This is a genomic window from Streptomyces echinatus (assembly GCF_014203595.1).
Lineage (GTDB): Bacteria > Actinomycetota > Actinomycetes > Streptomycetales > Streptomycetaceae > Streptomyces > Streptomyces echinatus.
In genome coordinates this window covers 392,030-404,314 of the sequence record NZ_JACHJK010000007.1, presented here as the reverse complement: position 1 = coordinate 404,314, position 12,285 = coordinate 392,030, and the positions used below count along the sequence as shown (strand labels likewise).

Genomic DNA, 12,285 nt, shown 5'->3' with positions numbered 1-12,285 from the left:
CGGCGCCCCGTACGGCAACGCTTCAGCCGGCGCTCTGTTCCTCGGCCAGGATGCGGTCCAGAGCCTCGTCGAGATGAGCGTCGAAGTCGGCCAGCGCACCCTCCTGACCGAGCGGGACGAGCTTGTCCGTGCGGTCGAGGAAGGCCACGAGCGGAGGCGCCGATGAGCGGAAAAGGGCCTGGTCGCAGCCGACCTGAAGCCTGATCAGCACCTCGCCCAGCACCTCGCGGTCGACCGGGGCGATACGCACGTCTCCCTCTCCGCACGGACGGCCGACCCCGTCGATCAGCAGCTCGCGCCCGAAGGCCCAGGTGACCGGTGCGTCGCCGGGCAGATGAAAGGTGAGCCGCACGGCATAGGGATCACTGGTCTCGTAACGCAACTCCACCGGGATGCGGAAGGAGAGCTCCTCCGACACGAGAAAGCTCATCATGACTTCAGCCTGTACGGACTCGCGCATCGCCTATCCCGTCATATGACATCGACTGGCCGGGATTGATCCCTCTAACCGTGGTCAAATCTTGCTGAAAGTACACAGGAGATCACAAGGAGTAAGTTTTCAGATGCTGATAGAGAGTGCAAGGGACCCCACATGCCGCCCGATCTCCGCCTGCAACCGACGGGCGGCGGGCATCAACCGGTCGGCCTGGTGGGCGGGGAGCGAGATGGCCACGGTGGCCGCGGTGGTGCCGACCGTGATGGGGACCGCCGCACAGACCGTCCCGACCGCGTACTCCTGACGCTCCACCACGGGCTCCATCCGCCGCGTCCTGGCCAGCCGCCGCAGCAGTGCGTCGTTGTCCCGCACGGAGTACGGCGTGACGGGGCGCACGGGATACCGGGCGAGATGGTCGCGTCGCGCGTCCTCGTCCAGCTGCGAGAGCAGACACTGACCGATCGCGTGCGCGTGGCCGGTCTCCCGGAAGTCCGCCCACTCCTCGACCGCGGGCGCCTGAAGGGAGTCGGAGACGCACATGACCTCGATCTCGCCGTCCCGGTACAGCGCGTAGTACACCGGTACACCGATGGAATCGCGCCAGTGCGCGAGCGTGTCGGCCACCGTGCTGCGACGTTTCTGCTGCGCTCCGCTGCGGCTCAGGCGCTCCGCCGCTTCACCGAGGAAGAACAGGCCCTTCTCCCGGCGCAGATAGCCCTCGTGCACCAGGGTGCGCAGCAGGTGGTACGTGGTGGGCAGCGCGAGGCCGGTCTCCCGGGCGAGTTGCTTGGCGGGGGCGCCGTAGACGTGCGCGGCGACGGTCTCCAGCAGGCGCATGGCGCGCTGCACGGATCCGATGAGCGTCGCGGTGGGCGGGGCGGTGGACGCGGTGGCGGCCTGTGGTTCCGGCCGGCCCGCGGAGGGCGGTGGTCCGGGGAGGGCCGCGGGACGCGGGGGCTTGGGGACGTCCGCCGTGCGGACGTGTACCTGTTCGGGGACGGCCAGGGGAGCCGGTCGCTGGACCGGGGGAGTACAGGAGCGTGGAGCGGCGGGTGCGTGGGGGTCTGCCAGTGCGGTGTCAACCGTGGCCAAGGGTCACTCCCGAAGGGCGAGGGGGGAGCCCGTGCGGGGGAAGAGCACGGAGGGGGCTGCGTCACCCACGGCGCCGGAACCCCGTGGGGAGTTCCGGACTCTAACCGTCCACCACCGCGCGCAGACGGCTCCCGGGAAAACTTCCCTCCCCCGAGGGAACCGATCCTCCTGTGGTCGAGCACCGGTTCCCAGAAGCCTCACCAGTCGCTGCGCGAAGAGGAGTTCCCCGTGAACTTGCGCACGACGTAGATCAGTCCGCCGACCAGGGCGACGAAGACCAGCACCTTGAAGAGCAGGCCGATCACGAACCCGACCACACTCGCTATCAGGCCGCCGAACACGACCAAGGCGATGACCGGCACCGCGACCCACTTCACCCACCACGGCAGCCCCGCGAAGATCTCTCGCATCGCCCTCGTCCTTTGCGTTCTCGTGCGTTGTCGACGTCTGTCGATGTTCCGCACTCGATGCTAGGGCCGTGCGGGGTCTCCGCGGGGGCCTCGGGCCCCTTGTCCTCCCCTGACCCGTCCCCTAGGGAATCCCGGGTCGCGGGATCACGCCTCGGGCGGAGAGAACATCACGAGCACCCTGAGGTCCTCGCTGATGTGGTGGAACTTGTGGGCCACACCGGCGGGCACGTACACGACGCTGCCCCGCGCCACCTGGGTCGTCTCCAGGCCGACCGTGAGGGAGGCCCGGCCGCTGACCACGAAGTACACCTCGTCCTGGTTGTGCGGCTTCTGCGGGTCGTGCTCGCCCGCGTTGAGGGCGTACAGACCGACCGACATGTTCCGCTCGCGCAGGAACTGCAGGTAGGCACCCTCGTTGGCGGCGCGTTCCGCCTCCAGTTCGTCCAGCCGGAATGCCTTCATCGCCGCTGCCGCCCTCGCCTCACCGCTCGCCGCTCCCTGCTCGCCGTCACATCGCTCGCCGCCCGTCCGGTCAGCGCCCGTCCAGGTCTGCCACGATCAGACACATGAAGAATTTCGTAGTCAAGACGATCGCCAACGCGGGCGCCCTGGCAGTGGCCGTGTGGCTGCTCGACAAGATCACTCTGACCGGTGACAGCACCGCCAAGAAGGCCGGCACGCTGATCGTCGTCGCGCTGATCTTCGGCTTGGTGAACTGGTTGGTCAAGCCGGTCGTGAAGGTACTCACCTTCCCGCTGTTCATCCTGACCCTGGGCCTGATCACCCTGGTGGTGAACGCGCTGATGCTGCTGCTGACCTCCTGGGTGTGCGGCAAGCTCGACCTGAGTTTCCATGTGGAGGGCTTCTGGACGGCCGTCCTCGGCGGTCTGATCGTCTCGGTCGTCTCCTGGGCACTGCACGTCGTTCTGCCGGACGAGGACTGAGCACGCCATGATCTACCGCGTCTGCTTCGTGTGCACCGGCAACATCTGCCGCTCCCCGATGGCCGAGTCCGTCTTCCGCGCGCGGGTGGTGGAGGCCGGGCTGGAGGACCTGGTGGTGGCCGACAGCGCCGGCACCGGCGGCTGGCACGAGGGCGAGCCGGCCGACCCGCGCACGGTCTCGGTCCTGGAGGAGCACGGCTACGGCAGCGAGCACACCGCCCGCCGGTTCCAGCCGTCGTGGTTCGCCCGGCTCGACCTGGTGATAGCCCTGGACGCCGGGCATCTCAGGGCCCTGCGGCGGCTGGCACCCACCGAGGCGGACGCCCGCAAGATCCGTCTGCTCTCCTCCTACGACCCCGCCGCCGGCGAGGACCTCGACGTACCGGACCCGTACTACGGGGGCCGGGACGGCTTCGAGGAGTGCCTTGAGATGGTGGAGGCGGCGAGCACCGGTCTGCTCGCCGCCGTACGGGAAGAACTGGAGGGACGGGCCGCATGAACGAGGGCACGAAGGACGCGGACCGCACCGGCGACGGCACGCGCGCGGTGCGGGCGGGTCTGCCCGAGCCGGTCAAGCACGAGCCGACGCTGCCCGGGCCGGTCTTCGCGGCCCACTTCCACCTGCCCGGCGAGGTGACGGGACCGTACCTGTACGGCCGGGACGACAACCCGACCTGGACGCTGCTGGAGCGGGCCATCGGCGAGCTGGAGGCCCCCGGGCGGGAGGACGTCGAGACACTGGTCTTCGCCTCCGGCATGGCGGCGATCTCCTCCGTACTGTTCTCGCAGCTGCGCGCCGGGGACGCGGTCGTCCTGCCCTCCGACGGCTACCAGGTGCTGCCGATGGTCGGCGCCCAGCTGGAGGCCTACGGCGTCGAGGTGCGCACCGCGCCGACCCGCGGCGACGCCCAGCTGGAGCTGCTCGACGGGGCGCGGCTGCTGTGGATAGAGACCCCGTCGAACCCCGGACTCGACGTGTGCGACATCCGGCGGCTGACGGAGGCGGCACACGCGCGTGGCGCCCTGGTGGCCGTCGACAACACCCTCGCCACCCCGCTCGGGCAGCGCCCGCTGGAGCTCGGCGCCGACTTCTCCGTGGCCAGCGGCACCAAGCAGCTCACCGGACACGGCGATGTCCTGCTGGGCTACGTCGCCGGACGGGACGCCGAGGCGATGGCCGCCGTACGCCGCTGGCGCAAGATCGTCGGCGCGATCTCCGGGCCCATGGAGGCCTGGCTCGCCCACCGGTCCATCGCGACGCTCCAGCTGCGCGTCGACCGGCAGAACGCCACCGCCCTCACCGTCGCGGAGGCACTGCGGCAGCGGCCCGAGGTATCCGACCTGCGCTATCCAGGGCTGTCCGACGATCCCTCGCACAAGATCGCGGCACAGCAGATGCGGCGCTTCGGCTGTGTCGTGTCGTTCACGCTGCCCACGCGCGCGCGTGCGGAGCGCTTCCTCGAGACCCTGCGTCTGGTGGAGGACGCGACCAGCTTCGGCGGAGTACGGTCCACGGCCGAACGCCGTCGTCGCTGGGGCGGGGACGCCGTCCCGGAGGGGTTCGTCCGTGTGTCCGTCGGCGCGGAGGACCCCGAGGACCTGGTGGCCGACATCCTGCGTGCCTTGGACGAGTCCGCCGAGTAGGCGCGGACGCGTCCGCCCTCCGATGGCCTCGGGACGGTCCGAGCCTCCCCCCTCGTGGCTCGGACCGTCTGCAGCTTCTCCCAGGGGAAAGACCGCGCGACCAAGGCTAGTTGACTCTGTGTCAGTGTCCAATCACAGTAGCGACAGAGTCCTATCGACATATTTATAGTTGGTGCCTGCCTGGAGGCCGGAGGAGGGCGAGGAGGGCAGGGACAGAGGAGGGCTTGCCATGGATCTGGCCTTGCTGCGGACCTTCGTCACCGTGCACAGGGCCGGCTCCTTCACCCGCGCCGCCGCCCTGCTCGGCCTCTCCCAGCCCGCCGTCACCTCGCAGATCCGCACCCTCGAGCGCCAGCTGGGCAGACCCTTGTTCCTCCGTCAGGCGCGCGGAGTGACCCCGACGACGATCGGCGACGAACTCGCCCACAGGGCCGCGCCGCATCTCGACGCACTGGTGGAGATAGCCGAGAGCGGTCTGGACGACGATTCCTCGTCGCGGACGCTGCATCTTGCAGGACCTCCGGAGTTCACCGCCGAACTCGCGCTGCCCGCCCTCACGGGGCTGACCGGCGACGACGGCCAGGGCTTAGCGCTGCGCGCCTCCTTCGGGACGGCCGAGGAAGTGCTGGACGGGCTGGCCTGCGGCCACCACGATCTGGCCATCAGCACGGCCCGGCCGCGCGGGGCTCTGCTCACCGCCACTCCGCTCTGCGACGAGGAGCATGTGCTGATCGCGGCCCCGCGGTGGGCGGAACGGATCGGTTCGGACGCCCTGTGGCTGAAGGGCGCAGGGGCCCTGGAGAACCTGCCCGTCGTCGAGGTCCACGAGTCGCTGCCGTTCGTCTCGCGCTACTGGGCCTCCGTCTTCGACTGCCGCCCGGCCGCCACGGCCACGATCATCGTCCCCGACCTGCGGGCCGTGCTTTCCTGTGCGATCGCCGGGGCGGGGCTGGCGGTACTGCCCCGCTATCTCTGTGCTCCGTCCCTGGATCACGGAACGATCGTCGGCCTGCTCGACCCGGCCGTGCCACCGCTGCGCACCTACTTCCTGGTGGTACGGACCGGCTCGCTCGCCATGCCCCATGTGGCGCGGGCTCACGAGTGGCTCCGGCAGGCTGCCACGGCCTGGGGCTGACGCCCGTCCGAGCGGGGTGCACGCGCTGCGTTCACGTCATGGCTCTTTGCGATGTTTCACGTGGAACCAGCCGGGCCACATTTCTCCCATGACCGTCCGACCCGTGGTCAAGCGCACCGCCCGTGCCGTTCTCCTGGACGGTGACGACCTGATCCTGATCAAGCGGACCAAGCCCGGGGTCGATCCCTACTGGGTCACCCCCGGTGGCGGGGTCGAGCCCGGGGACTCGACCGTCGTGGATGCCCTGCACCGGGAGGTGTACGAGGAGCTCGGCGCGAAGATCACCGACGTGGTGCCGTGCTTCGTCGACACGGTGGAGCACATCGGCGAGGACGGGGGCGCGACCGGCGTAAAGGTGCAGCACTTCTTCGTCTGCCGACTGGAGTCCATGGACCCGGCCCTGCGCCATGGCCCGGAAGTGGAGGAGCCGGCCGGTGAGTACGAGATCGTCCGTGTGCCCTTCACCCGCGTCGGCATCGCCTCCGTCCACCTCGTCCCGCTGTCCCTGCGCCACTACCTGGACGGAAACATCGAAGGCGTACGTGCCATGCACGCCCCCGACCTCGGGTGAACCGGCGCTAGCGCGCCGGTCCGACCAACTCATAGGCTTCCCACAGATCCCGTCCCGTGTAGGAGTGGGTCGCCAGGCCGGCCAGATGAGCATCGGCATTTACTGCCACGGAAACCGGCACGGCAGCGAACAGATCCTTGTCCGAAGACGAGTCGCCGTACGCCACGCAGTCCGCTCGCGCCACGCCGAACTCCTCGCAGAGCCGATTCGCGATGATCACCTTGGCCGCGGCGCTCAGTGCCCCGGCCGGATCGACGGGCTCGGTGAACGGCACGGCCGGGAATCGGGATCCATGGGCCGCGTGGGCACCCCAGTCGAGGAGTAGTTCCACGAAGAAGGAGGGCGAGAGGGACACCACCGCGCAGTATTCGCCCGCGTTCCTGATCTCCGCCCAGACCTCGCGGATCCGGGCCAGCCAAGGAGCCGCCTCGAACGCGGTCCGCACATGCGCCTCGGTGAGATCGGCCCACAGGTCGTACACCCGCGCCGCGTACTCCGGCGGGCCGATCCGGCCTTCCGCGATCGCTCGGTCCAGCGCCACCGTCTCGGCCTCCAGGCCCAACTGGCGCGAAATCTCCACCGGCGCGGTGCTTCCGTGCAGCAACGTGCCGTCGAGATCGAAGAGATGAAGTCTCGCCATGGACCCGAAGGCTAGTCTGCTGCCGATGTTTCACGTGAAACGCCGCAGCTGACCGTGAGCTGTGCGCATGGGCCCCGGATGGCCAAAAGCACGTGTGTCTGTGTCGAAACAGGTGGACGGCAGGGCTGCTGGTCGGACAGCCTGACCTGCGTGCCAACTCCTTCCCTCGCCACTCTGCCCATCCGTCGTCTGACGCTCCGCGATCTGACCGCCTGCGCCGACCTGTCCGAAGACCGGGGGTGGCCACGCGAGGAACACAAGTGGGGCCTCCTCCTCACCGCCGGCCAGGGATTCGGCATCGACGACCCCGAGGGCGGCCTCGTCGCCGCCTGCGTAGTCACGGAGTACGGTGCGTGGGGGCGGCCGGATCTCGGCGCCATCGGCATGGTTCTGGTAGCCGAACGCCATGCGCGCCGGGGCGTCGGACGCCGCTTGATGCGGCACGTCGTGGCGGGCATGGGGACCACTCCGCTCACCCTGCACGCCACCCCCAAAGGCCGCCCGCTCTACGAGGAGCTCGGTTTCAAGGTGACGGGCCGGGCGGAGATGCTGGTGGGCCGCTTCCGCCCCGGCGGCCCGGAATCCGGGATCGTCACGCGCGCCGCCACCGCGGAGGACCTCCCGGCCATCCTGCGCCTCGACGAGGAGGTGTTCGGAACGGATCGCACACCCCTCATCACCCGGCTGCCCGCCTTCGCCGATCAGCTGCGGGTGGCCGAGGAGGACGGCCGGCTCGTCGGCTACACGGCCGCATGGCCCAACATGGACACCCATGTCGTCGGTCCGTTGATCGCCCGGGACACGGAGACCGCCAAGGCCCTCATCGCCTCGCTGGCGGCCCGTACGGAGCGCCCCCTGCGCACCGATATCGATGTGCGGCACGAGGAACTGCTGGCCTGGGCGAAGGAGCGAGGACTGGCCTCGGTGGCCTTCAACGCGGTGATGACCTACGGCATCACGGACCTTCCGGGAGACTGGACCCGGCGCTTCGCCCCGCTGACGGTGGCCGCGGGCTGAACCCCTCAATGACATGACGCCGGCCCCGCCGCTTCGAGCGGCGGGGCCGGCGTCATGAGATCAGGCCGCGGACTCAGGCGAGCGCCTGCACGGCCGCGGTGGCGAAACCGTGGTCCTGCTCCGGGCTGCCGCCGCCGACACCGATCGCACCGATCAGCCGGCCGTCCCGGTGGACGGGGACACCGCCCGCGATGAACAGCAGGGGCCGTTCGAGGGCCGTGGGCAACGTGTGGAAGAGGCCGCCGGGCTGGACGGCGTCCACAAGGTCGGCGGTGGGCGCGTTCAGCTGGAGCGCCGTGTAGGCCTTGCGGTTGCTGGTCTCACCGGAGATCAGCACCGCTCGGTCGTCCCGGCGGAAGGCGAGCAGGTGGCCGCCGGCGTCCAGGACGGTGACGCTGACGGTGACTCCGGCGTCCTCGGCCACCCTACGGGCCGTGGCGACGAGCAGCTCGGCGTCCTCGGTGGTGAGCGGGGTGACGGCGGTGGTGCTCATGAGGGTGTCTCCTTGGTGGTGCTGCAGGGGGTGCCGCCGTACCGGGGAGGGCCCGGCACGGACGTCTACGGGGTGAGGGGCGGTGAGGCGTCCGGAGGGCGGGTGGCTCAGTGGTGGACGGGCGTCCGCTGTCCGGCCGGCGTCGCGGAGGCGACCACGGCGCTCTGTGCCCGGTCGCGGCGCTCCAGCGCGGCGGAGAGCAGGGCGAGAACCAGGGCGGCGGCGGCGAGCGCGGCGCCGACCCAGTTGGGGGCGGTGTAGCCGAAGCCGGCCGCGATCACGAGACCGCCGAGCCACGCCGACAGGGCGTTGCCCAGGTTGAAGGCGCCGATGTTCACGGCCGACGCGAGCGTCGGAGCGCCGTGCGCCTGGTCCAGGACGCGCTTCTGCAACGGCGGCACGGTGGCGAAGCCCAGGGCTCCGATCAGCGCGATGGTCACCGCGGCGGCGATCTTGTTGTGGGCGGTCAGTGTGAAGAGCGCCAGGACGACGGCCAGGGCGCCCAGGGAGACGTACAGCATCGGCATCAGGGCGCGGTCGGCGAACTTGCCGCCGACGAGGTTGCCCCCGACCATGCCGAGGCCGAACAGGACCAGCAGCCAGGTGACCGAGCCGTCTGCGAAGCCGGCGACGTGGGTCATCATCGGCGCGATGTAGGTGATGGCCGCGAAGACGCCACCGAAGCCGAGGACGGTCATCGCCATGGCGAGCAGGACCTGGGCGTTCTTGAAGGCGGCCAGTTCGTGCCGCAGATGTACGCCCTCAGGGCGCGGCAGGTCGGGAACCAGCTTGGCGATACCGGCGAGCCCGACGACACCGAGAGCGGCGACGATGCCGAAGGTGACGCGCCAGCCGACGCTCTGCCCGACGAGGGTGCCCAGCGGGACGCCGACGACATTGGCGACGGTCAGCCCGGTGAACATCATGGCGATGGCGCCGGCCTTCCTGTCCGGTGCAACCAGCTCGGCCGCGACGACCGATCCGATGCCGAAGAAGGCGCCGTGGGCGAGCGAGGCGACCACCCGTCCGATCAGCATGATCCCGAAGTTCGGGGCCACGGCGGAGATCAGGTTTCCGGCGATGAAGAGGCCCATCAGCAGCATCAGCATCCGCTTGCGCGGGACCTTGGTGCCGAGCACGGTCATCAGCGGGGCCCCGATGACCACGCCGAGCGCGTAGCCGGTCACGAGCAGGCCCGCCGTGGGGATGGAGACCCCGAAATCACCCGCGACCTCGGGGAGCAAGCCCATGATCACGAACTCGGTCGTTCCGATTCCGAAGGCCCCGATCGCGAGGGCCAGAAGCGCGAGAGGCATGTGGGGGTACACCTTCCCAAACGATTGCAGGAGCGCTTTGCGTTCGCTCACAATAGTTGCAGACGCGGGTTAAGTGCAAGGGCCGACTATTGCGGCGGTGCTCTACTCTTGTGGTGCAGCCGCTTCGGGACGGAGGAAACGCCAATGACAGCGACGGACCCCGCGCTCACCGCCCTCGCCCAGGGCTGGTGCGCCCTTTCAGCGCTGCACGGAAGGATCGAGGCGCACATCGAGCGCGCCCTGCAGGCCAAGCACGACCTGAGCGTGCGCGAGTACTCGCTGCTGGACGTGCTCAGCAGGCAGCACGCCGGCGAGGGTGGCCATCTGCAGATGAAGCAGGTCGCCGACGCGGTCGTACTCAGCCAGAGCGCCACCACCCGCCTGGTGACCCGGCTGGAGGACCGCGGACTGCTGGAGCGCTATCTGTGCCCCACCGACCGCCGCGGCATCTACACCAACGTCACTCCGGCCGGCCTGCGGTTGCTGGAGGAGGCACGGCCCACCAACGACGCCGCTCTGCGCGAGGCCCTGGACGGCGCCGCCCGAAACCCGGAACTGGCCCCGCTGGTCCGGGTGGTGGAGTCCCTGAACGTGGCCACATAGGGTGCCGGCATGGGAGATCTTGAAATACGCGCCGCGACCGCCGACGACCTCCCGGCGATCGTCGCGATGCTCGCCGACGATCCGCTCGGTGCCCAGCGCGAATCGCCCGGCGACCTGACGCCGTACCGGACCGCACTGGCGCGCCTCGCCGCCGACCCGAACCAGCATGTCGTGGTCGCCGTGCGGGAGGGCCGGGTGATCGGGACCCTGCAACTCACGATCATCCCTGGGCTCTCGCACCGGGGGGCCAACCGCGCACTCATCGAGGCCGTACGCATTCATGCCGATGAACGCGGCAGCGGGCTGGGCGGCAGGCTGATCGAGTGGGCGATCGATACCTCCCGGCGGCTCGACTGCCAGATGGTGCAGCTGACGTCCGACAAGTCACGCACCGACGCCCACCGCTTCTACGAGCGGCTGGGATTCACCGCCTCGCACGAGGGCTTCAAGCTGCGGCTCTGACCACGTCCTTAAGGCGTTTCCCCCTGCCCCGAAGGCACTGGAAGAGCCATCTGAGGCCCGTGGCCGGCCGAAGCAACGCCCCCTGAAAACCTCAGGGGGCGTTTCACGTGAAACACCCCCTGGGCAACCTCGGGCTAGCCGATGCCCCGCCATCCCTCCGGGTCCACGCCACCGGGCACCGGAGCCTCGGGGTCGTACGGCTGCCGTGTGAACACGAACGAACCAAGGTCGAGGTGGCTCACGGAACCGTCCGGGCGCCGCACCGGCCGGAGCAGCTCACCCGCGTAGTAGCCCTCCAGCCCCGTCCAGGTGCCGTCACCGTTCGTGCGGAAGCGGGCCCTACGGCCGCCGCCGGCCAGGGGCGCCAGGGTGATGAGCCCGTCGGCGCTCGCGCGCACACCGAAGGCATGGGTGCCCCAGTACCACTGCCCCACCAGGTCCAGCACCGTGGAATCGACCTCACGCAGGGGCCGCCAGGGCTCGGGGATCCGCGGCTCCGCCTCGGCGACGATCCGGACGAGGTCCGCTCCCACGGCGCCCAGCAGCGGTCCGCTGGTGCAGTTGGCGAGCACCACCGCGGCCACGTCGTCCTCCACGCTGATGGTGAGGTTCGCCAGGAAGCCCGGCAGCGAGCCGGAGTGCCCCACCAGCAGTCGGCCGTCACGGCGCTGAAGCTGCATGCCCAGGCCGTAGGTGACCCCGTCCACCACGTCCGCGGCCTCGGCCGGCGCCGCCGGGGTGCGCATCTCCCGTACCGATTCCGCGCTCAGGACCCGATCGTCTCCTCGGGCCAGGAACGCGGCGAAGCGCGCCAGGTCCGCGGTGGTCGACCAGAGCTGGCCGGCCGGTGCCATGCGGCCCAGGTCCTCCGTCGGCTCGGGCAGCATCGCGTCGGCCCACGGATGCACGGCCCATCCGCCCGCGTGCGGTGGCTCGGGCTGAGCACTCGTCCGGTGCAGGCCGAGCGGCTCCAGAATCTCGTCACGCAGCACCTCCTCCCAGGGTGCACCGCGCAGCCTCTCCACCAGGGTGCCGAGCACGGTGTAGCCGGGATTGGAGTAGTGATGCCGCCGGCCGACCGGGTGCAGCAACGGCTGTTCCCCGAGCACATCGCTCAGCTCGGGCCGCAGGGAGCCGGGCGTCCGTTCCCACCAGGGAGCGGGCGATTCGGCGGCCAGCCCGGCGGTGTGCGCGAGCAGTTGCGCGATCGTCGCCTCCCCCGCGCCGGTGCCCGGCACGTACTTCTCCAGCGGGTCCCCGAGATCGAGCAGGCCCTCGTCGCGCAGCCGCATCACCAGGACGGCGGTGAAGGTCTTGGTGATGGACCCGATCCGGTACTGCACGGTCTCGTCCGGGCCGTGCCCGTCCACCGAGGTCCGCGCACCGTGCCAGACGGCCTGTCCGTCCCGTACGACGGCGGCGACCAGCGACGGAGCCCGCCCTTCGGCCTGCGCCACGGCGATCCGGTGCAGCAGAGCACGCCGGGTGCCCGGGAGGAGGGCTTCCTGAGTTGTCGTCATGG

At 70.2% G+C, this 12,285-nt stretch carries 16 protein-coding genes; 8 read left to right on the top strand and 8 right to left on the bottom strand.

Annotated features, from left to right (window positions below; genetic code table 11):
* Window positions 1-22: 22 nt before the first annotated feature.
* From FHS34_RS21680 to FHS34_RS21665, 4 genes are all read right to left on the bottom strand, one after another.
* Window positions 23-460 (bottom strand): SsgA family sporulation/cell division regulator, encoded by a 438-nt coding sequence (locus FHS34_RS21680; protein WP_184967889.1) that lies wholly within the window; start codon window positions 458-460, stop codon window positions 23-25.
* A 99-nt stretch (window positions 461-559) separates the two neighbouring features.
* Entirely contained in the window at window positions 560-1,528 is a 969-nt protein-coding gene (locus FHS34_RS21675; protein ID WP_245002349.1) for an IclR family transcriptional regulator, read from the bottom strand.
* A 197-nt stretch (window positions 1,529-1,725) separates the two neighbouring features.
* Complete coding sequence (locus tag FHS34_RS21670) at window positions 1,726-1,938, bottom strand: DUF5326 family protein (RefSeq protein ID WP_184967887.1); 213 nt, start codon at window positions 1,936-1,938, stop codon at window positions 1,726-1,728.
* A 144-nt stretch (window positions 1,939-2,082) separates the two neighbouring features.
* Window positions 2,083-2,400: a cupin domain-containing protein gene (locus FHS34_RS21665; RefSeq protein ID WP_184967885.1), complete on the bottom strand. Its 318-nt coding sequence runs from the start codon at window positions 2,398-2,400 to the stop codon at window positions 2,083-2,085.
* 104 nt (window positions 2,401-2,504) lie between these two features.
* On the opposite strand from FHS34_RS21665, the gene FHS34_RS21660 reads away from it, so the two are divergent.
* The 5 genes from FHS34_RS21660 to FHS34_RS21640 all read left to right on the top strand — a co-directional run bounded on the left by FHS34_RS21660 (window position 2,505) and on the right by FHS34_RS21640 (window position 6,232).
* The gene (locus tag FHS34_RS21660) at window positions 2,505-2,882 is read left to right on the top strand and encodes a phage holin family protein (RefSeq protein WP_184967884.1); all 378 of its coding nucleotides are present in this window, start codon (window positions 2,505-2,507) and stop codon (window positions 2,880-2,882) included.
* 7 nt (window positions 2,883-2,889) lie between these two features.
* Entirely contained in the window at window positions 2,890-3,381 is a 492-nt protein-coding gene (locus FHS34_RS21655) for a low molecular weight protein-tyrosine-phosphatase (RefSeq protein ID WP_184967882.1), read from the top strand.
* Entirely contained in the window at window positions 3,378-4,526 is a 1,149-nt protein-coding gene (locus tag FHS34_RS21650; RefSeq protein WP_184967881.1) for a cystathionine gamma-lyase, read from the top strand. The genes FHS34_RS21655 and FHS34_RS21650 overlap by 4 nt, the downstream gene beginning before the upstream one ends.
* A gap of 229 nt (window positions 4,527-4,755) precedes the next feature.
* On the top strand, window positions 4,756-5,661 hold the full coding sequence (locus FHS34_RS21645) for a LysR family transcriptional regulator (RefSeq protein WP_184967879.1): 906 nt from the start codon (window positions 4,756-4,758) through the stop codon (window positions 5,659-5,661).
* A gap of 88 nt (window positions 5,662-5,749) precedes the next feature.
* Complete coding sequence (locus FHS34_RS21640) at window positions 5,750-6,232, top strand: NUDIX domain-containing protein (protein WP_184967877.1); 483 nt, start codon at window positions 5,750-5,752, stop codon at window positions 6,230-6,232.
* A 7-nt stretch (window positions 6,233-6,239) separates the two neighbouring features.
* Here FHS34_RS21640 and FHS34_RS21635 read toward each other — a convergent pair whose 3' ends face one another.
* Entirely contained in the window at window positions 6,240-6,872 is a 633-nt protein-coding gene (locus FHS34_RS21635) for an HAD family hydrolase (RefSeq protein ID WP_184967875.1), read from the bottom strand.
* Window positions 6,873-7,022: 150 nt separating this feature from the next.
* Between FHS34_RS21635 and FHS34_RS21630 the strand changes: the two genes are divergently transcribed.
* Window positions 7,023-7,889 (top strand): GNAT family N-acetyltransferase, encoded by an 867-nt coding sequence (locus tag FHS34_RS21630; RefSeq protein WP_184967873.1) that lies wholly within the window; start codon window positions 7,023-7,025, stop codon window positions 7,887-7,889.
* A gap of 73 nt (window positions 7,890-7,962) precedes the next feature.
* Here FHS34_RS21630 and FHS34_RS21625 read toward each other — a convergent pair whose 3' ends face one another.
* Together FHS34_RS21625 and FHS34_RS21620 are read right to left on the bottom strand one after the other, a co-directional pair.
* Window positions 7,963-8,382 carry a GlcG/HbpS family heme-binding protein gene (locus FHS34_RS21625; protein WP_184967871.1) on the bottom strand — a complete coding sequence of 140 codons (420 nt, stop codon included), beginning with the start codon at window positions 8,380-8,382 and terminating at the stop codon, window positions 7,963-7,965.
* Between the two features lie 107 nt (window positions 8,383-8,489).
* Window positions 8,490-9,698 carry an MFS transporter gene (locus tag FHS34_RS21620; RefSeq protein WP_184967869.1) on the bottom strand — a complete coding sequence of 403 codons (1,209 nt, stop codon included), beginning with the start codon at window positions 9,696-9,698 and terminating at the stop codon, window positions 8,490-8,492.
* Between the two features lie 144 nt (window positions 9,699-9,842).
* Between FHS34_RS21620 and FHS34_RS21615 the strand changes: the two genes are divergently transcribed.
* Together FHS34_RS21615 and FHS34_RS21610 are read left to right on the top strand one after the other, a co-directional pair.
* On the top strand, window positions 9,843-10,301 hold the full coding sequence (locus FHS34_RS21615) for a MarR family winged helix-turn-helix transcriptional regulator (RefSeq protein ID WP_184967868.1): 459 nt from the start codon (window positions 9,843-9,845) through the stop codon (window positions 10,299-10,301).
* A 9-nt stretch (window positions 10,302-10,310) separates the two neighbouring features.
* Window positions 10,311-10,763 (top strand): GNAT family N-acetyltransferase, encoded by a 453-nt coding sequence (locus FHS34_RS21610; protein ID WP_184967866.1) that lies wholly within the window; start codon window positions 10,311-10,313, stop codon window positions 10,761-10,763.
* A gap of 134 nt (window positions 10,764-10,897) precedes the next feature.
* On the opposite strand, the gene FHS34_RS21605 is transcribed toward FHS34_RS21610, so the two are convergent.
* A complete protein-coding gene (locus FHS34_RS21605; protein WP_184967864.1) occupies window positions 10,898-12,283 on the bottom strand; it encodes a serine hydrolase domain-containing protein in 1,386 nt (461 codons plus the stop codon).
* Between the last annotated feature and the right edge of the window lie 2 nt (window positions 12,284-12,285).

Coding starts and splice junctions, on each gene's coding strand:
- FHS34_RS21680 (WP_184967889.1), bottom strand. CDS start 460: ATGCGCGAGTCCGTACAGGCTGAAGTCATGATGAGCTTTCTCGTGTCG.
- FHS34_RS21670 (WP_184967887.1), bottom strand. CDS start 1,938: ATGCGAGAGATCTTCGCGGGGCTGCCGTGGTGGGTGAAGTGGGTCGCG.
- FHS34_RS21665 (WP_184967885.1), bottom strand. CDS start 2,400: ATGAAGGCATTCCGGCTGGACGAACTGGAGGCGGAACGCGCCGCCAAC.
- FHS34_RS21660 (WP_184967884.1), top strand. CDS start 2,505: ATGAAGAATTTCGTAGTCAAGACGATCGCCAACGCGGGCGCCCTGGCA.
- FHS34_RS21655 (WP_184967882.1), top strand. CDS start 2,890: ATGATCTACCGCGTCTGCTTCGTGTGCACCGGCAACATCTGCCGCTCC.
- FHS34_RS21650 (WP_184967881.1), top strand. CDS start 3,378: ATGAACGAGGGCACGAAGGACGCGGACCGCACCGGCGACGGCACGCGC.
- FHS34_RS21645 (WP_184967879.1), top strand. CDS start 4,756: ATGGATCTGGCCTTGCTGCGGACCTTCGTCACCGTGCACAGGGCCGGC.
- FHS34_RS21640 (WP_184967877.1), top strand. CDS start 5,750: ATGACCGTCCGACCCGTGGTCAAGCGCACCGCCCGTGCCGTTCTCCTG.
- FHS34_RS21635 (WP_184967875.1), bottom strand. CDS start 6,872: ATGGCGAGACTTCATCTCTTCGATCTCGACGGCACGTTGCTGCACGGA.
- FHS34_RS21625 (WP_184967871.1), bottom strand. CDS start 8,382: ATGAGCACCACCGCCGTCACCCCGCTCACCACCGAGGACGCCGAGCTG.
- FHS34_RS21620 (WP_184967869.1), bottom strand. CDS start 9,698: ATGCCTCTCGCGCTTCTGGCCCTCGCGATCGGGGCCTTCGGAATCGGA.
- FHS34_RS21615 (WP_184967868.1), top strand. CDS start 9,843: ATGACAGCGACGGACCCCGCGCTCACCGCCCTCGCCCAGGGCTGGTGC.
- FHS34_RS21610 (WP_184967866.1), top strand. CDS start 10,311: ATGGGAGATCTTGAAATACGCGCCGCGACCGCCGACGACCTCCCGGCG.
- FHS34_RS21605 (WP_184967864.1), bottom strand. CDS start 12,283: ATGACGACAACTCAGGAAGCCCTCCTCCCGGGCACCCGGCGTGCTCTG.